Raw genomic sequence first — 17,157 nt, 5'->3', positions numbered from 1 at the left:
AAAAGCGTTATGACCACTTAACAAGTAGCCGGTTGACCAGCCTCCACACTTGTCCTCCCTGCTGTGAAGGGCTGCTGCTAATGCCATTATGCCCACGTTTCGATAACGCTCTCAATGTCGTGGGCCCCGAGCCTTTCTCCGTTCTTACCCGAGGCGTCCGGGCTTCTAGCAAAGGCACCGGCTTGCACAAAATTACGGGAGATTACGCATGATCGTGCACTTAGGGAGCACGCCGTAGCATATCACAACTTGGCGTAAGGCAACAAGCAGGGACGTCAAAGGGGGAGAGTGCTCCCGCTGGTGTCCCTATGCCCCATTGCGGCTGTTGATCGTAGGCTGGACTTCGTGGTACCTTAGGCGTGGCAGAGACGCAAATATGAGAAACGATACGGAACGGGAGTCCGAACGGCTTCCTAGCGGCGTTAGCCGTAGGGTTTATGCCCAGCTAGCGGTCCGGGTACGCCGGAGCGCAGAGGGCGATGGTAGGGCGTTGTACCTGTACCGTATCGCCATCCTTTCGCGGCCCACCGAGCTTACCAGCTCTCGGATCCGCGCCGAAAGGTCTCCCCGTCATGGCTGAGCTTCGCTGGCACCCTTTGTTGCAGCAATGGGTGGTGGTAGCCGGCCACCGCCAGGAGCGCACCTACAAGCCGCCGGCCTCGGTCTGCCCGCTTTGCCCGACCCGGGATCCGGCCCATCCTACCGAGATCCCCGACGCGGACTTCGACATCGCGGTCTTCGAAAACCGGTTCCCGTCTTTCGTCGAGAGCCCGCCGCCACCCGAGGTCGTGGGTACGTCGCTCAGCCCCGTCGCCCCGGCGCAGGGAGTCGCGGAGGTGGTCGTCTACTCTCCCGACCACGACCGCACGCTGGCCGAGCAGCCGGTCGAGCACATCCGCAAGCTGGTCGAGGTCTGGGCCCACCGGTACGAGGAACTCGGCCGCCGGGCGTTCGTGAAGTACGTCATGATCTTCGAAAACCGCGGCGAAGCGGTCGGCGTGACCCTGCACCATCCCCATGGGCAGATTTACGCCTTTCCCTTCATCCCACCCATCCCGGAGCGGGAGATCGCATCCTCCCGCGCGCACCTCGAGAAGACAGGCCGCTGCCTGTTGTGCGACGTCCTCTCTCATGAGGAGCGGCCCGCGACGGTCCCCGGCGGCTCATCCTCCGGGCCATCGGCCGCCAAACGCCCGGGCAACGCCGGCATCGCAGGCGCCAACAGCGCCACGAGGGTCGTGGTATCGAGCGGCAGCTTCGTCGCGTTCGTGCCCTTTTTCGCCCGTTTCCCTTTCGAGGCCTGGGTCGTGCCGCGCCGGCACGTTCCGTCCATCCTGCAGCTGGGTAATGCCCAGCGATGGGATCTCGCCTCTGTGCTCAAGCAGCTCCTCATGCGCTACGACGCATTGTTTGGGGTCAGGCTCCCCTACATGATGGTCATGCACCAAGCGCCTACGGATCGCCCGCCCGAGGAGTACCCCGAGTGTCACTTCCACGTCGAGTTCCTGCCGATCCAGCGTACCGCCGACAAGCTCAAGTACCTGGCCGGCAGCGAATCGGGCGCCGGCACGTTCATCACCGACATGAGCCCGGAAGAGATGGCCCATCACCTGCGACAGGCGGGAGGATGACCCATGGCGACCACGGATCCGGCCTCGGCGACCGGCGGGCCCGCAGCCCGCTTACGCGACCACCCGGCTGGCGCACGCGCGAGCACAGCCTTCACCGAACGATTTGGACGCCGGCCCGCTCTTGTGGCCAGCGCTCCTGGCCGGGTCAACCTCATCGGTGAACACACGGACTACACCGGCGGCTACGTGCTCCCCGTGGCCATCGACCGGCGGATCTACGTGGCCGGCATCCCTCGCCCGGATCGCACCGTGCGGCTCTATTCGGTGGACTATGGCGCCTCGGTAGATTTTTCGCTGGACGACGCCCGGTTGGACGCGCCGCGGCGTGACTCCGAGCACCCCTGGAGCAACTACGTGCGGGGAGTGTTCGCTGCGCTACAGGCGGAGGGCTACGCTCTTCGGGGGGCCGACATGGTCATCGCCGGCGACGTTCCCCAGGGGGCCGGGCTCTCCTCTTCGGCCGCCCTCGAGGTGGCGACCGCCCTCTTCGCGGCGGCCGCCGGTGCGTTCGAGCTGCCGCCGATGGAGGCCATACGCCTGGCCCGGCGTGCCGAAAACGAGTGGGTCGGGGTCGCCTGCGGCATCATGGACCAGTTCGTCTCGAGGATGGCCCGGCGGGGGCACGCCCTGTTCCTCGACACGGACAGCCTCCGCTACGAGCACGTGCCGTTGCCGCCCGGGGCTGCCATGGTCGTGATCGACACCCGCGTGCGGCGCAGCCTCGCCTCGTCCGCCTACAACCTCCGCCGCCAGGAGGCCGAGGACGCCATCGCCGCCGCCCGCCGTCACGTCCCCGGCTGGCGGCTCGTGCGGGAGCTCCCGTCCCCGTCACTGCCCGGGCTCGCCTCCCATATGCCGCCGGCCCAGCACCGGCGCCTCCGCCACCTGGTGGAAGAAAACGCCCGGGTCGTCGAGGCCGTGGCCGCCCTGCGCCGCTCGGACCTGGCGGCCTTCGGAGCCCTGATGAACGCCTCGCACGAAAGCCTGCGGGATCTCTTCGAGGTGAGCTGCCCCGAACTCGATGCGGTCGTGGAGATCGCCCGCGGCGTACCGGGCGTCTTGGGAGCCCGGATGACCGGCGCCGGATTCGGCGGATCGGCCGTGGCCCTGGTGAGAGCCGAGGCGACGGGCGCGCTGCTGCAGGCCATCGAGCGGGAGTACCCCCTGCGCGCCGGCAAGACGCCTCAGCTCTTCGTCCTGGAGGCCGGCGAGGGTGCCCGCGTCGAGGCGCTGCCCTCGTAAGAGGGGCCGCCCCCACGAGAGGCCCTGCCTTCCTGACCCGGGTCCAGCAGGACGCAGCGCGCCAGGTGACCCGGCCCGACCGTCACCATCCGGGGCAGGCCCTGCCGGCACTCCGGTCGCGCCAGCGGGCAGCGCGGCTCGAACGGGCAGCCGGGCGGAGGGGCGGCGAGGTCGGGTACCTCCCCGGGGGCCTCCAGCCGCTCCGGCCGTAGTCCGAGCTCCGGCTTGGGCGCCGCCTTGCGCAGGAGCTGGGTGTACGGATGGCGGGGAGCCCCGATGACCTCTTCCGACGGGCCTACTTCGACCACGTGCCCGGCGTACAGCACGGCCACCCGGTCGCACAGGTAGTGGGCCGCGGCCAGGTCGTGGGTGATGAAGAGCAAGGAGAGGTCACGGCTTTCTTTCAGGTCCCACAGGAGGTTCATGATGTCGAGGCGCACCGATACGTCGAGCATGGAGGTCGGCTCGTCCGCGAGCAACAGGCGCGGCTCGACGGCAAGCGCCCGGGCGATCCCCACCCGCTGGCGCTGCCCGCCACTCAGTTCATGCGGGTAGCGGTCGACGAACCGTTCGGCCGGCGTCAGCCCGCACTGCTCCAGAAGCCTGCCCACCTGCCGCCGGACCTCCCCCCGGCGTGCGAGGCCGTGCACGACGAACGGCCGGGCCAGCGTCTCTCCCACCGTCCGCAAGGGATTGAGCGAGGCGAAAGGATCCTGGAACACCATCTGGACCTTCTTGCGGTACGCGAGGAGCGCGTGGCGGGAGAGGCGTGCCGGTACCGGCTGGCCGTCGAGGATCACCCGCCCGGCGCTGGGGGCTTCGAGACGGGCGACGATACGCGCCAGCGTCGATTTCCCGGAGCCCGATTCGCCCACGAGGCCCAGGATCTCCCGGTGCCCCACGTCGAGGTCGACGTCCACCAGGGCCTTCACCAAGCGGACCCGGGGCCAGCGCCCGATGCGAAAGGTCTTGCTCAGCCCCTCGAGGCGCAACAGCGGTGCCGCGTCCCCGGCCAGGCCGGAGGTGGCCATGGCCGGTGCCTGCCGGCTCATGCGCGCATGGCCCCCTCCGAGCGGGCGAGGGCACCGGCCGCCGCGGCGTTCTCCCCGTAGAGGTGGCAGGCCACCCAGTGGCCGGGCGCTACTTCCTGCAAGGGTGCCGTGACAGCTTCGCACACGGTGCCAAGGCGCCGCTCGCAGCGTGGCGCAAACGGGCAGCCTCGTGCCGGCCCGCGCAGATCCGGCGGCTGGCCGGCAATCCCTCGCAGGCGCTCGCGGGGGCCGCTGATGGGTGGGAAGGCGGCCATGAGGCGTTCCGTGTACGGATGGAGTGGCCGCTCGTAGAGCTCCCTCGACGGGGCTCTTTCCACCAGCGCCCCGGCGTACATGATGGCGATGGTGTCACTGATTTCCACCAGGAGCGACAGGTCGTGGGTGATGAAAAGCACGGCAAAGCCGAGGCGCCGTCTCAGCTCGTCGATCTCCTGCAGGATGGTGCGCTGGACCACCACGTCGAGCCCCGTCGTCGGCTCGTCCATGATCACGAGGCGCGGATCGAGCGCGAGCGCGGTGGCGATGACCACCCGCTGGCGCATGCCGCCGCTCAGCTGATGCGGGTAGGCGTAGCGGTACTGCGACGCCAGCCCCACGAGCTGCAGCATCCGCTCGATGCGCTCGTCGATGGCCTTGCGCTCCGTCACCCCATGCGCCCGTAGCGCGTCGGCCATCTGGTCGCCGATGCGCAGCACGGGGTTGAGGACGTTCATGGATGCCTGGAAGACGATGGCCATCTCCTTCCCACGCAGCCGCCGAAGGGCCTCTTCCCCGGCCTTCGTGAGGTCGCGGCCGTCGAAGCGCACCTCGCCCCCGAGGACCTGCCCCGGTGCCGGCAACAGCCCCGCCACTGCGAAAGCGAGGGTCGTCTTGCCGCACCCTGACTCGCCTGCCAGTCCGAGGAATTCCCCGGCCGCGAGATCGAGGTCGACGCCCCGCACCGCTTCCACGGCGCCGTCCCGGTAGACGTAGCCGGCCCGCAGGCCTCGGACCTCCAACAACGTCCCCACCGCTCTCACCGTACTCTCAGCCTCGGATTGGCGACCTCGTCCACCGCGAAGTTGATGAGCGCGAACGCCGTGCCGAGCAGGGCGATGCACAGCCCGGGCACGGCCATCCACTGCCATTGGCCGAGCAGGATGGCCTGGTTGTTTTGCGCCCAGTACAGCATGGTCCCCCACGTCACCACATTGACGTTGCCGAGCCCCAGAAACTCCAGGCTCGCCTCGCTCAGCACCGCATACACCGCAGCGCCGAAGAAGTTGGCGGCGATGAGACCGGAGAGGTTGGGCAAGAGCTCGCCGAAGACGATCCGTGCCGGCCGCTCACCCACCACGACCGATGCCTGCACGAAGTCGCGCGATTTCAAGCTCATGGCCTGGGCTCGCAGCAGCCTGGCCCCCCACGCCCAACCCGTGACCGAGATGACCAGGATGATGGGAACGACGCCCTTCACCTTGACGTAGGCGGCCACGATGATCATCAGCGGCAACCCCGGCAGCACCAGGAAGATGTTGGTGAGGGTGGTGAGCACGTCGTCCAACACCCCGCCGGCGTAACCCGCCGTGAGCCCGACCACCACCGACAACAGCGTCGCCGCCGCTCCCGTCACGAGCCCGACCACCAGGGAAAGGCGGCTACCCCAGACGACCTGGGCGAAGATGTCCTGTCCGGTGGCCGTCGTACCCAGGGGATGGCGCCAGCTCGGCGGCTCCGACGGAGCAAAGGCCATGGCAGACGGCGACGTGGGGGCAATGACCGGCGCGAGCAGCGCGACCGCCACGAAGAAGCCCAGGATGCCGAGGCCCCACGCCGCCTTGCGATTGCGCAGCACGGCTCTGAACGTGCCCATCGAGACTTACCCGCCCCCTGCTCGCACCCGGGGATCGAGCAGCGCCAGGGTCATGTCGGCCAGGAAGTTGGCCAGCAGCACCGCCAGCGAGATGAAGAGGAAGATGGCCTGCATCAGAGGATAGTCGAGGCTCGTCACCGCCTGGTACAAGATGAAGCCCACCCCTGGATAGGCGAACACCATCTCGGTCAGCAGCGCCCCGCCCACCACGAAGCCGAGCGCCATCGAAAGCCCTGTGAAGCTCGGCAGGATGGCATTACGGGCCGCGTAGCGGTACTTGATCGCACGGTCTCGCAGCCCCTTCGCCCGCGCGAAGGCGATGTACTCCTCCCCCAGCACGCTCATCATGTTGTTGCGCATGGTCAGCAGCCACCCGCCCATGGCCGTCACGGTGATCGTCAACGCCGGGAGCACCGCGTGGCGCACCACGCCTGCCCAGTACGCCCACCCCTCGCCTCCCCCCGGCGAGGACCCGCCCCCGAGGGGAAACCATCCGAGCAGGAAGGCGAAGACGTAGAGCACGACCAGGGCAAACCAGAAGTACGGCATGCTGTTGAGGAAAAGCGCCACGGGTACCACGGCGTCGGCCAGCCGTGACCCGTGGCGCCACGCCGAGTGGATGCCGATGAGCGTACCTGCCCCGAAGGCGAGGAGCGTGGATACCCCGACCAGCCCCAGCGTCCACGGCAGTGCCTGGGCCAGCACCTCGGCGACCGGGGTGGGATAGTACGTGAGCGAGACGCCCAGGTCCCCCCGGAAGATCTGCTTCCAGTACTCCACGTACTGGGCGACCAGGCTCTGCCGCACGTTGAGCCCGAACGCCAGCTCGAGCGCCTCCAGCGCCCTGGGGCTGAGGCGCCCCTGGAACTTGGCGATCATCACCTGGGCCGGGTTGCCCGGCATCATCCTGGGCAGCACGAAGTTGATGGTGAGCGCCGCCCACGCCGTGAACGCCAGGAACCCCAGCCGCCGCAGCAGGTATCGCACGCTCGATCCCGCCTACTTCAAGTGCACGTTGAGGAACATCCAGACCGCCCCGATGCCGTCCGGCGGGTCACCCCCGTTGTACGGGTCGTCCGCCGACGGCCAACCTGTGAAGCGTGACTCGTTGTAGTCCAGGAAGTTGGTGCGTTCCGTCAGCGGGATGAACGGCACCTTGTCCAACACGATCCCGGCGATGGTTTCGATGGCCTGCTTCTGTTGCGACCGGTCGCTCGTGCGCCGGTACCGGGCAAGGGCCTCGGTGATGGCCGGATCGGTGAACCTTGCCCAGTTGGAGGTCGCCGTGTCGCCGATCTTGGCCCCCGAGAACTCCGGGCTGAACTCCATGTAGTACAGGTAGTAAGGCGTCGGCCCGGTCCCGGAACCCCACGAGATCGCCATGTCGTAGGTACCGCTCATGAGAGAGGTGATGTAGCTATTCCAGGGCTGCTGGTCGATGACGGTCTCGATGCCGATGGCGGCCAGGTTCTGCGAAATGATCTGGGCCATGGTGATGAAGTCCGTCCAGCCCGAGCCCACCAGGATGCGCAACGCCGGGAGCTTCTTGCCGTCCGGGCCGAGCAGGTCGCCCGCCGAGTTCCACCGGAATCCCGCCTGCTGCAAGAGCTGCCGGGCCCCGGCCGGGTCGTACTGGAAGGCCTGCTTCTCGAGGGACGGGTCGATCCACTGCCCGACCTGTCCCGGGACGATCCCCGTCGGGTGGGCAGGCTTGACCACGCCGTAGTAAGCCCGCTCCGCCATGGCCTGGCGGTCGAGGGCCATCGCCACCGCCTTACGGAACCGGCTATCGTTGAAAGGCTCCTTGGCGGTGTTGAGGTAGAGGATGTTGGTGTTGTTGACGGGCCACCAGAACTTGTGCACCGCTGGGTCTCGGGCGGCGAACGACTTGGCCGGATCCGGGAAGAAGGTGTAGGTGACGTCCGCCTCGTTGCGCAGCATCATCAGGAGCACGGTGGTGTTGGAGTCGACCGCCCGGTACGTGATCGCGTCGATGTAGGGCCGTCCCTCCATCCAGTAGCGGGGGTTGCGTACCACCGTCATGGACTGGGGTGTGAAGCTCTTCAGCACGAAGGGCCCGGTGCCGACCGGCTCTCGGTTGGTGAAGCTCATGGGGTCGTCGACCTTGGACCAGACGTGCTCGGGCACGATCGGGACCATGGCCAGGTAGTACCAGAGGGGAGTGTTGGGCGAGGAGAAGGTGAAGACCACCGTATGGTCGTCGGTCGTCTCGACCCTCTCGAGGCCTCCCTTCCAAACGGCCGCCAGGTCGGCGGCGGGATGCTGCTTGATGTAGTTGAAGGTGAAGGCCACGTCTTTCGCGCTGAACGGCTTACCGTCGCTCCAGAGCACGCCCTGCCGGGTCTTGACCGTGAGCCGCAGGTTATCCGCGCTCCACTGGTACGAGACGCCCAGGCGCGGCCGTTCCTGGCCGTTGGTCTCGTTGATGTAGTACAGGCCCTCGTAGATGGTCGCCATAGTGGCCGGCATGTTTTGCCCGCCGGGGAGGAAGGGGTTACCGTTGTACACCATGGTCCCCCATGGCATGACCACCTGCAGCGTGCCGCCGCGCTTGGCCTCCTGGGCGAGCCCTCCGGTCGCCACCACCCCGACGAGGGTAAGGGCCACGGCCAGCGTGATCCATCGACGCATCGCAAGCCGCCTCCTCTCGATTCTCGGAGCGTTTTCATGACTCCGCCCGAGCACTGCGAGCCACGCCACCACCACGACGGGTATTTCCTGCCGCCCACACGACCCCTCAGCACCCACACGAACGCCGCACCACGAGATCTGCCGGCAGCACCCACTGTTCGTGCCCCGCGACTCCCTTGAGACGGTCGAGCGCGCTCTGCGCCAACCGGAAGCCGATGTCCAGCTTGGGCTGGTGTACGGTAGTGAGCGCCGGGGTCACCAGCCTCGCGCAGCGGATGTTGTCGAACCCGACCAGCGCGATATCCTCCGGCACCCGCACCCCCAACTCCCGTGCCCCCACCAGCACTCCCATGGCCATCTCGTCGTTGGCGGCCAGTATCGCGTCGGGCGGAGGACGCCGCTCCAGAAGGGCTCGCAGCGCGGCTCGGCCTCCTTCTTCGGAGAAGTGCCCCACCTCCACCGCGATTGCGCTCTCCCGCCCGTGACGCTGCATGGCGTCCCGGTATCCTTCCAGGCGCGCCTCGCCGTCGGGTATGCCCGGGGTCCCGGCGATGAAGGCGATCCGCTCACGCCCGTGGCTGATCAGGTGCTCGGTCGCCTGCTCGGCAGCCTGCCGGTTGGCAACGGTGACCGATGTGACCGGTCCACCGGAGACTACCCTGCCGAACACGGCCACCGGTGGTCCCTGCGAGGCCACTTCTGCGATGAAGGCATCGGTGGTCGTCGGGGCGAGCAGCAGGATGGCATCCACGGTACCGTCGGCGAGCCAACGGATGTGCGCCTCTTCCCGGCTCCTGTCGTTGCGGGCGTCGCAAACCAGGACCCGGTAGTCGTTGAGGCTCAGCGTGTGCTCGATCCCCTGGATGATCTCGACGAAGAAGGAGGCCGACAGATCCGGCACCACCACGCCGGCGAGCCCCGTGCGTGCCCCCCGGAGCCGGCGGGCGACGGGCGCCGGGGTGAAGTGGAGGTCCCTGGCCACCGCCAGCACTCGCTCTCGGGTGCGAGCGCTTACGCCCGGAGCCTGGTTGATCGCCCGGGAAACGGTTGCCTCCGAAACCCCTGCCGCCCTGGCTACGTCCCGAATCGTCGGCACCGATCCGTCCGCCTCCGAGGCGCCGATCCCCCGACCGGCGCTCGCGTTCACGCGAGACTGTTTCGTAACGCGCAGCGTAGGTTCCTTCTCCAAGACCGCGGTCGTGGACCATCTATATGTTGCCACGACGTATTCGGAATCGATTTCTAAATGATCCACGGGTAACCCATCCCGCCCGCCGTTGCGGTCACCCCGGCGGCTTTCCCTCCCGATCCGCTGCCCGCTCCAAGAGGCAAACCCCGGCCGCCCGCGGAAATGGGTCCTCGTGGCCGATACCGATACGGACGGAGGCACACCGATGCAGGGCCAGGCCGGGAGAGAGCGTCGATGACTTATCGGGTGGGCGCGGATCTCGGGGGCACGTACTCCAAAGCCGCCGTGGTAGACCAAGAAGGCCGCGTGGTAGCGCGTTTCTCGGAGCCCACGCCTCGTGCTCGGGCCCCAGAGGCATGCGTGGAGGGCCTCTTGACGGCCATCCGCCGGGCGGCCGACTGGGTCGAGGCCCGTATGGGCCGCTCTCCGGAGGGGTACGGGGTATCGGTCAACTCCCCCTTCGAGCACGGCGACGTCATCCACCTCAACAACAACCTCCCCGCGCTGGAGGGCTTCGCCCTGCGCTCCTACCTGCGCCGGCGGCTCGAAGCGCCGGTCGTGCTGGAGTGGGACATCAACGCCGCGCTCCTGGGCGAGCTCTGGGCGGGAGCGGCCAGCGGCCGCCGGCGCGTCGTCATGGTCAGCATCGGCACCGGCGTCGCCGCGGCCATCAGCGTACGAGGCCAGCTCCTTCGCTGGGTCTACGACCAGACTCCGGGCGAGATGGGGCACATGGTGGTGGCCCGGGACGGCCCGGTATGCACCTGTGGCGGGCGTGGCTGTTGGGAGGAGATGGTCTCGTCGCGGGCCGTCTTGCGCATCGCCCGCGAAATCGCCGCCGGCGGCGAATTTCCGGCTCTCCGAGCCCTGCTGGACGGCGGGGAAGGGCTCACCCCGGAGGCCATCTCCCGCCTGGCCGATACGGGTGACCCGGGAGCGCGGGCCGTCTGGCAGGAGGTTGGGGAGTGGCTGGGCGTCGGGGTCGCAAGCCTCGCCCAGATTTTCCTTCCCGACCGGGTGGTGGTGGGCGGCGGCATCAGCCTTGCCGGGGAGAAGCTCCTCGCGCCCTGCCGGGCCTCCGTCGACCGGCACGTGGGGGATGCGCTGCGGGGTAGCTTCGACATCGTACCGGCGGCGCTGGGACAGGACTCCGCCCTGGTGGGAGCCGCCTCGCTCGTGAGCGAATCGCCCGGCGGGCAGGCGTCCCGTTGACAGCACACCATCCCGGAGCAGGTGGTGCGGGCGAAGGGAGTCGAACCCCCAAGGGCTCTCGCCCAGCAGGTCCTAAGCCTGCCGCGTCTGCCGGTTCCGCCACGCCCGCACCGTCTCACCTCGGAGTATAGCACAGGGGATGGGGCGGGCGCCGCGCGGTACCGCCCGGCGGGCCGCCACGGCGCACGGCACGAGTTCCGGCGGCATGTGCTGAAAATGGTATTGACACCCGCTCGTTGCCTGTGCTACCATCCGACCAAACCAAACAGCGGTCCCTTATCAAGAGCGGGCGAGAGACCGGCTCGATGACCCCCGGCAACCTGCGAGCCTGACGGCGGTAAGGTGCCAATCCCGGAGGATAAGAGGACGAGGTACATCGTCCTCTCCCGCGCGGCGCATCAGCCGCAGGAGAGGATTTTCGTGGACCGTCCTTCTTCGGTTTGCGTTCTGCCCATTCGCGGACGCCCCTCCGGCCGGTGCGGGTGCAACGGTGGACCTTCTGTGCCCTGTCGGCGGCATGCAGGCCGCCTGCGGTCGCCGGTGGGAATGCACGTGGCACGGGGTGTCGACCCCGCTCCTGGGACGCTGGCTCATGGGGGGTGCCTCGGTATTGGCAGCCGCGGGCCTTCAGTGCCGGGAGTGTGGCAAGACCTTCCTGATGGGCCCTCAGTACGCGTGCGACGCCTGTTTCGGGCCGCTCGAACCGATCTACGACTACGGCGCGCTCCCGGGGCCGGCCCAACTCCGGGCGCGCATCGCCTCGGGCCCCGCCAGCATGTGGCGCTACGCCGACCTGCTCCCGGTGGCTCACGACCCGGAGACCGACCTTCAGGCCGGCTTCACTCCCCTGCTGCACGCCCGGCGGTTGGGCCGCTTGCTGGGGCTGGAGCGGCTCTTCCTCAAGAACGACGCCGTCAACCCCACGTGGTCGTTCAAGGATCGAGTGGTCTCGGTGGCCGCTGCCGCGGCGCGCCGCTTCGGCTTCGAGGTGCTGGCGTGTGCCTCTACCGGCAATCTGGCCAACTCGGTGGCCGCCCACGCCGCCCGGGCCGGCATGCCCGCCTACGTCTTCATCCCGGCGGGCCTCGAGCGCCCCAAGGTCGTCACCTCGGCCATCTACCACCCCACCATCGTGGAGGTGGAGGGGACCTACGACGACGTCAACCGACTCTGCGCCCAGATCGCCGACGAGCGGCCCTGGGCTTTCGTCAATGTCAATCTACGGCCGTTCTACGCCGAGGGTGCCAAGACCCTCGCCTACGAGGTCGCCGAGCAGCTCGGCTGGCACGTCCCCGATCACATCGTGGTCCCGGTCGCTTCGGGCAACCTGCTCGTCAAGATCACCAAGGGCTTCCGCGAGCTCCAGCGCCTGCGCCTGGTGGAAGCGAGCCCGGCACCGCGGGTGCACGGAGCCCAGGCGGCCGGATGCTCTCCGGTGGCCAGGGCTTTTCGCGAGGGCCGCGAGTACGTGGACCCGGTCGTCCCCGACACCATCGCCCGCAGCCTGGCCATCGGTAACCCGGCCGACGGCCGTTACGTCCTGCAGATCGCCCGCTCGAGCGGGGGCGTGGTCGAGGCGGTCAGCGATCAGGAGATCGTCGAGGGGATCGCGCTCCTGGCCCGTACCGAGGGCATCTTCACCGAGACGGCCGGCGGGACCACCGTCGCCGTGCTTCAGCGCCTCGCCGAGCGCGGGGCCTTCGGGCGCGACGAGACGGTAGTGGCCTATATTACAGGGATGGGTTTGAAGACGCTGGACGCCGCCGAGGGTGTCGCGGGCCGGGCCGTGACCATCGCTCCCACCCTGCGCAGCTTCGAGCAGGCCTTGCACGAGGCGGTGGCGGCCGGAGGCAGGGCCGGCCACGGGCTTGCCGGCAACGGACACCTGCATGGCGGCCGGCTCCAGCCGGCCGGCGTACCGGCGTCGGATCGGTAGCATGGATGGCGTGCGTGCGCCCCAGGCGCACCACTCGGGGGGAGACGTGTCGCACCATGGCAGTGACGGTGAGAGTACCCCAGCTCTTGCGTGGCCTGACCAACGGGGAGAAGGAGGTCCAGGTCGAGGCGTCCACCGTGGCCGAGGCCATCCAGGCCCTCGAGCTGCGTTATCCGGGCATCCGCCAGCGCCTGGTCGACGGGGGAGGAGACCTGCACCGCTACGTCAACCTGTTCGTCAACGACCAGGACGTCCGGCTGCTCTCGGGCCTCGACACGCCGCTGCCCGAAGGATCCGAAATCGCCATCGTGCCCGCCATGGCCGGCGGGTGTTGACCTTCACCCACGGCGGCGCCCCGCTCTGACGGCGCGGGCGCCGCCATCCCGCCCGTAACCCGCGCACACCGGCTCTGATCTTACCCGGCGGCTGCAAAGACCGCCTGGACGAAGGAGGAGAGGGTACCCGTGTACCTTTCAGACCGTCCCGTTTCTCGTTGCTCTGCCGGGTCCTCGAGGTGCCTGCGGCGTTCGTCCGGGAGCTGGATGCTCGTTGCCGCACTCCTGGCCCTGCTGTTGTCCGTGGTTCCGCTGGGCCGCGGCCCTGCGGTGCTGGCGGCCGGCACCACCGCACCGCTCCCCGGCCCGCTGGTCGACCCCGCCTGGCTGGCCGCTCATCTCGACGGGCCTTTCGCTCCCCGTCTGCTCGACGTCCGCACGGATCCCTCCGCGTTCGCTCGAGGGCACATCCCCGGCGCCCTGCCGGTCGACCCCAGGGCCGATCTGGTGGATCCCTCCAACCCCGTCGAAGGGATGGCCGCTACGCCCCAGCAGTTCCAGCGGCTGATGCAGCGGCTGGGGATCGGGCGGGAGGAGCCGGTGGTGCTCTACGACGACCAGCGGGGCCTGTGGGCCGCCCGGGCCTACTGGGTCTTCAAGCTGTACGGGCATCCGCACGTGGCCATCCTGGACGGCGGCATCACGCGCTGGACGCGGGAGGGGCGCGAGGTCGAGGCCGGCTCCCCGCCCTCGCCGGCCCTCTCCTCCCGCGACCTCTCGCCGTACCCCGTCCCCACGCCCGACAGGCAGCTGGTGGCGACCTGGCAAGACGTGCAGCGGGTGCTCGGCCAGGCTCGGGTCTGTGACGTGCGCTCCCCCCAGGAGTACGCCGGCCTCGACGTGAGGGCGGCCCGGGGCGGGCACATCCCGGGCTCGGTCAATCTCGAGTGGTCGCTCGTGACTCGTCCCGACGGCACCTTCAAACCCGTACCGGAGCTCCGGAAGCTCTTCGAGAGCGCGGGGCTCGGCCCCGGTGCCGCCGGCGAAATCGTGGTCTATTGCCAGACGGGCGTCCGGGCGGCCCATACCTGGTTCGTCCTGCACGAACTGCTGGGCTACCCGTCGGTGCGCGTCTACGACGGCTCCTGGGCCGAGTGGGGCAACCGGCCCGATCTCCCCGTGGAACGCTGAGCGAAACGCTGAGCGAAAGGAGGAGCGCCCGTGAACTCCCTGGGTCAACCCGCCGCCGCAACGGCCTGGCACCTTCCCGCCAGCACCGCCCTGGTCGCCGCCCTCGGGGCGCTCGGAGTCGCCGCAGCCGGCTGGTATGTGTCGCAGCTCGGCCGGGACTACGTGCTCTTCTGGGCCTTCGGGGTGGCCCTCGGCGTGGTGTTGCAGCGCAGCCGCTTCTGCTTTGCGTCGGCGTTTCGGGACCTGTTCTTGTTCGGCGGCTCGTCCACGCTGAAGGGGATTCTGGCCGGCATGGCAGTGGCCTCGACGGGGTTCGCCCTGCTCGAGTCCAAAATGGTGAGCATGCCGGGCCTGCCGGGGGTGCTCCCGCCGGAGGCGCACCTGTTCCCGCTGGGGTGGCACCTGGTGGTGGGCGGGGTGCTGTTCGGCATCGGGATGACCGTGGCCGGCGGGTGCGTCTCGGGCACGCTGTATCGGATGGGCGAAGGCTACGCCGCCTCCTACGCCGCCTTCGCCGGGATCGTGGTGGGCCTGGGCCTTGCCGCTCATAGCTGGGGCTTCTGGTGGGAGCACTTCATCGGGCCGGGGCCCGTCGTCTGGCTCCCCCGTTACCTGGGGTACGCCGGAGCGCTGGCACTGACGCTGGCGGGGATCGGGGCAGTGTGGCTGCTGCTCGAAGTCCGGGAGGCCCGTTTGCCGGTGGCCGCCTTCGTGACGACCGGGCCGGCCGGAGGAGCGACTTGGTCGCCCGCCGATCCGGCCTCCGTACCGGCCGCCGGGCCGGGTGCCGGGGGGATCGCGACGCCCGGTCCGTCAGCGGTGCGCCGGCGCCTTGCAGCCCTTGCCCGCCCGATTCTGCGAGATGGCTGGCCGGCGCTTACCGGGGGCGTCCTGCTGGGCCTGCTCAACGTGTACCTTTACGTAGCCCACATGCCGTGGGGGGTGACCGGGGAGATCTCCCGTTGGGCGGTAGAGCTCTCGACCCTGCTCGGCTGGCCGCCGGGGCCCCTGCCCGGAGCCGACCAGCTGCCCGGGTGCACCCTGACCCTGGGCGGCAGCCGCCTGGTGAGCCACTCCCTCATGCTCGATCTCGGGATGGTCGCCGGGAGCTTCACGGCGGCCCTGGCGTCTGGAGAATGGCGGTGGCGTATGCCACGCCGGCCCCGGCGCTTCGTCCAGTCCGCTGCCGGTGGCATCCTCATGGGCTACGGGGCGGCGCTGGCCGGAGGGTGCACCATCGGCGCCTTCTTCTCGGCCATCCCGTCCCTCGGCCTCAACGGGTGGGTCTTCGGGGCCGCCCTGCTGGCCGGCGCCGGCCTCGGGAGCCGGCTGGTGCGGCGGTTCGCGTGAGACGTGACCCGGTGGCTCGCGAAAAACGGTACAATGCTCCACGCGGAGCGGCGAAGGGGGTTTCGATGACCCGTGGTGCTGGACGTTCGGGGCGAGATCTGCCCCTACCCGATGCTGAAGGCCGTGGAGGCACTCGCGCGGCTTGCTCCGGGCGAATCCCTCGAGGTGATCACCGATCACCCACCCGCGCTCCAGACCATCCCGGCATACACCTCCCGCCTGGGCTACTCGAGCCGGATCGAACCGGCGGGGCCGGGCGTGTGGAAGGTCGTCGTATCCAAGACGGAGGCGCCGCCTCGCCCGCAAGTGGCCGGAGCGCCTTCCGTGAAGGGAGCTGCATCGCGGCCATGAGAGGTGTCCCCTTGCTCACCGGCGAGCAGATGCAGCGGTACAGCCGCCAGATCCTCCTGCAGGAGGTCGGGGTGGAAGGCCAGCGCAAGCTCCTCGAGTCGCGGGTGCTGATCGTGGGGGCGGGCGGGCTCGGCTCGCCCACCGCCCTCTACCTGGCGGCGGCCGGGGTCGGCACCCTGGGCATCGTCGACGGCGACCGGGTCGACCTCACCAACCTGCAGCGCCAGATCCTCCACTTCACCCACGACGTGGGCCGCCCCAAGACCCAATCGGCCCGGCGCACCCTGGAGGACGTCAATCCCGAGGTCGAGGTGCGCCCTTACCAGACAGTGCTCACCTCGGACAACGCCATGGAGATCCTGCGGGACTACGACGTGGTCGTCAACGGGTGCGACAACTTCCCGACCCGGTACCTGGTCAACGACGCCTGCGTCTTGCTGGGAAAGCCCCTCGTCGACGCCAGCATCCTGCGCTGGGAGGGCCAGGCGACGACGTATCTGCCGGGTCACGGGTGCTACCGCTGCCTCTTTCCCACCCCGCCGCCCCCCGGCAGCGTGCCCAGCTGCGCGGACGCCGGGATCATCGGGGCTCTCGCCGGCTTCTTCGGCACGCTGCAGGCGCTCGAGGCCGTCAAGGTGCTGCTCGGGATCGGGGAGACCCTGGTCAACCGGCTGCTGCTGTTCGACGCGCTGGCCGCCGACATCCGGGTGGTGCGCTACCAGCGCGACCCTGCCTGCCCGGTCTGCGGCGACCACCCGACCGTAACCCGCCTCATCGACTACGAGGAATTTTGCGGCGTGCCCCACCGCCACCCGGCGCCGCAGGCGCAGGCCCAGCAAGCGGCTGGCTCGGGCGACGGCCCGGCCGGCGAGGCCACGCCGGCCGTCGACGGCGGGGTCGCGCAGCTGAGCCCTCCCGACGTGTGGAAGAGGGTGCAGGAGGGCGGGGTGGTGCTCCTCGACGTGCGAGAGAAAGCCGAACGGGACATCATGCGCATCGAGGGCTCGCTCTGGATTCCCCTGGGAGAGTTGCCCCAGCGGCTCCACGAGCTGCCGAAGGGCCGTGACCTGGTCGCCTACTGCGCGGTCGGCGAACGAAGCGCCAGAGCAGTCGCCCTCTTGCGCCGATCGGGATGGGAGCGTGCCTTCAACCTGCAGGGTGGCATCATCGCCTGGCTCAACCACCAGCTGCCGGTGGAAGGCCCTTCGTCCTGACCCCGGCCGG

General features: G+C 69.2%; 15 protein-coding genes, 1 tRNA gene and 1 riboswitch. Of the genes, 9 read left to right on the top strand and 7 right to left on the bottom strand.

Features of this window, described 5'->3' with window-relative positions; all coding sequences use genetic code 11:
* Window positions 1–572 precede the first annotated feature (572 nt).
* On the top strand, window positions 573–1,631 hold the full coding sequence (locus U7230_RS03855) for a galactose-1-phosphate uridylyltransferase (RefSeq protein ID WP_324717421.1): 1,059 nt from the start codon (window positions 573–575) through the stop codon (window positions 1,629–1,631).
* A gap of 3 nt (window positions 1,632–1,634) precedes the next feature.
* Window positions 1,635–2,873: a galactokinase gene (gene galK / locus U7230_RS03850; protein ID WP_324717420.1), complete on the top strand. Its 1,239-nt coding sequence runs from the start codon at window positions 1,635–1,637 to the stop codon at window positions 2,871–2,873.
* Here the strand turns inward: galK and U7230_RS03845 are convergent.
* The 6 genes from U7230_RS03845 to U7230_RS03820 form a co-directional block, all read right to left on the bottom strand.
* Window positions 2,816–3,925 (bottom strand): ABC transporter ATP-binding protein, encoded by a 1,110-nt coding sequence (locus U7230_RS03845; RefSeq protein ID WP_324717419.1) that lies wholly within the window; start codon window positions 3,923–3,925, stop codon window positions 2,816–2,818. The two genes, galK and U7230_RS03845, sit on opposite strands and share 58 nt — an antisense overlap.
* Window positions 3,922–4,944 carry an ABC transporter ATP-binding protein gene (locus U7230_RS03840; protein WP_324717418.1) on the bottom strand — a complete coding sequence of 341 codons (1,023 nt, stop codon included), beginning with the start codon at window positions 4,942–4,944 and terminating at the stop codon, window positions 3,922–3,924. Before U7230_RS03840 ends, U7230_RS03845 begins: the two co-directional genes overlap by 4 nt.
* Window positions 4,941–5,777 (bottom strand): ABC transporter permease, encoded by an 837-nt coding sequence (locus U7230_RS03835; protein ID WP_324717417.1) that lies wholly within the window; start codon window positions 5,775–5,777, stop codon window positions 4,941–4,943. The genes U7230_RS03840 and U7230_RS03835 overlap by 4 nt, the downstream gene beginning before the upstream one ends.
* A 6-nt stretch (window positions 5,778–5,783) precedes the next feature.
* Entirely contained in the window at window positions 5,784–6,764 is a 981-nt protein-coding gene (locus tag U7230_RS03830) for an ABC transporter permease (protein WP_324717416.1), read from the bottom strand.
* A 12-nt stretch (window positions 6,765–6,776) separates the two neighbouring features.
* Window positions 6,777–8,429 (bottom strand): ABC transporter substrate-binding protein, encoded by a 1,653-nt coding sequence (locus U7230_RS03825; RefSeq protein ID WP_324717415.1) that lies wholly within the window; start codon window positions 8,427–8,429, stop codon window positions 6,777–6,779.
* A 106-nt stretch (window positions 8,430–8,535) separates the two neighbouring features.
* Window positions 8,536–9,525, bottom strand: a complete 990-nt coding sequence (locus U7230_RS03820) for a LacI family DNA-binding transcriptional regulator (RefSeq protein WP_324717414.1) — start codon at window positions 9,523–9,525, stop codon at window positions 8,536–8,538.
* A gap of 327 nt (window positions 9,526–9,852) precedes the next feature.
* Between U7230_RS03820 and U7230_RS03815 the strand changes: the two genes are divergently transcribed.
* Window positions 9,853–10,830, top strand: a complete 978-nt coding sequence (locus tag U7230_RS03815; protein WP_324717413.1) for an ROK family protein — start codon at window positions 9,853–9,855, stop codon at window positions 10,828–10,830.
* Window positions 10,831–10,852: 22 nt separating this feature from the next.
* Here the strand turns inward: U7230_RS03815 and U7230_RS03810 are convergent.
* A tRNA-Leu gene (locus tag U7230_RS03810) sits at window positions 10,853–10,939 on the bottom strand.
* 164 nt (window positions 10,940–11,103) lie between these two features.
* A riboswitch (SAM riboswitch) is annotated at window positions 11,104–11,195 on the top strand.
* Between the two features lie 227 nt (window positions 11,196–11,422).
* On the opposite strand from U7230_RS03810, the gene thrC reads away from it, so the two are divergent.
* The 6 genes from thrC (at window position 11,423) to moeB (ending at window position 17,147) form a co-directional block, all read left to right on the top strand.
* The gene (thrC, locus tag U7230_RS03805; protein WP_404980628.1) at window positions 11,423–12,766 is read left to right on the top strand and encodes a threonine synthase; all 1,344 of its coding nucleotides are present in this window, start codon (window positions 11,423–11,425) and stop codon (window positions 12,764–12,766) included.
* A gap of 56 nt (window positions 12,767–12,822) precedes the next feature.
* Entirely contained in the window at window positions 12,823–13,101 is a 279-nt protein-coding gene (locus tag U7230_RS03800; RefSeq protein ID WP_324717411.1) for a MoaD family protein, read from the top strand.
* 207 nt (window positions 13,102–13,308) lie between these two features.
* Window positions 13,309–14,232 (top strand): sulfurtransferase, encoded by a 924-nt coding sequence (locus tag U7230_RS03795; protein WP_324717410.1) that lies wholly within the window; start codon window positions 13,309–13,311, stop codon window positions 14,230–14,232.
* A 30-nt stretch (window positions 14,233–14,262) separates the two neighbouring features.
* Window positions 14,263–15,582 carry a YeeE/YedE family protein gene (locus U7230_RS03790; RefSeq protein ID WP_324717409.1) on the top strand — a complete coding sequence of 440 codons (1,320 nt, stop codon included), beginning with the start codon at window positions 14,263–14,265 and terminating at the stop codon, window positions 15,580–15,582.
* A 72-nt stretch (window positions 15,583–15,654) separates the two neighbouring features.
* Complete coding sequence (locus U7230_RS03785) at window positions 15,655–15,933, top strand: sulfurtransferase TusA family protein (protein ID WP_324717408.1); 279 nt, start codon at window positions 15,655–15,657, stop codon at window positions 15,931–15,933.
* Window positions 15,930–17,147 (top strand): molybdopterin-synthase adenylyltransferase MoeB, encoded by a 1,218-nt coding sequence (gene moeB / locus U7230_RS03780; protein WP_324717407.1) that lies wholly within the window; start codon window positions 15,930–15,932, stop codon window positions 17,145–17,147. Before U7230_RS03785 ends, moeB begins: the two co-directional genes overlap by 4 nt.
* The last annotated feature ends 10 nt before the right edge of the window (window positions 17,148–17,157 follow it).

It is taken from the genome of Limnochorda sp. L945t (assembly GCF_035593305.1).
GTDB classification, from domain to species: Bacteria; Bacillota; Limnochordia; order Limnochordales; family Geochordaceae; genus Carboxydichorda; species Carboxydichorda subterranea.
Note: the sequence above shows the minus strand (reverse complement) of the source record. Positions and strands in the feature narration are given on the sequence as shown.

Coding starts and splice junctions, on each gene's coding strand:
- U7230_RS03855 (WP_324717421.1), top strand. CDS start 573: ATGGCTGAGCTTCGCTGGCACCCTTTGTTGCAGCAATGGGTGGTGGTA.
- galK (WP_324717420.1), top strand. CDS start 1,635: ATGGCGACCACGGATCCGGCCTCGGCGACCGGCGGGCCCGCAGCCCGC.
- U7230_RS03845 (WP_324717419.1), bottom strand. CDS start 3,925: ATGAGCCGGCAGGCACCGGCCATGGCCACCTCCGGCCTGGCCGGGGAC.
- U7230_RS03835 (WP_324717417.1), bottom strand. CDS start 5,777: ATGGGCACGTTCAGAGCCGTGCTGCGCAATCGCAAGGCGGCGTGGGGC.
- U7230_RS03825 (WP_324717415.1), bottom strand. CDS start 8,429: ATGCGTCGATGGATCACGCTGGCCGTGGCCCTTACCCTCGTCGGGGTG.
- U7230_RS03815 (WP_324717413.1), top strand. CDS start 9,853: ATGACTTATCGGGTGGGCGCGGATCTCGGGGGCACGTACTCCAAAGCC.
- thrC (WP_404980628.1), top strand. CDS start 11,423: ATGGGGGGTGCCTCGGTATTGGCAGCCGCGGGCCTTCAGTGCCGGGAG.
- U7230_RS03800 (WP_324717411.1), top strand. CDS start 12,823: ATGGCAGTGACGGTGAGAGTACCCCAGCTCTTGCGTGGCCTGACCAAC.
- U7230_RS03795 (WP_324717410.1), top strand. CDS start 13,309: ATGCTCGTTGCCGCACTCCTGGCCCTGCTGTTGTCCGTGGTTCCGCTG.
- moeB (WP_324717407.1), top strand. CDS start 15,930: ATGAGAGGTGTCCCCTTGCTCACCGGCGAGCAGATGCAGCGGTACAGC.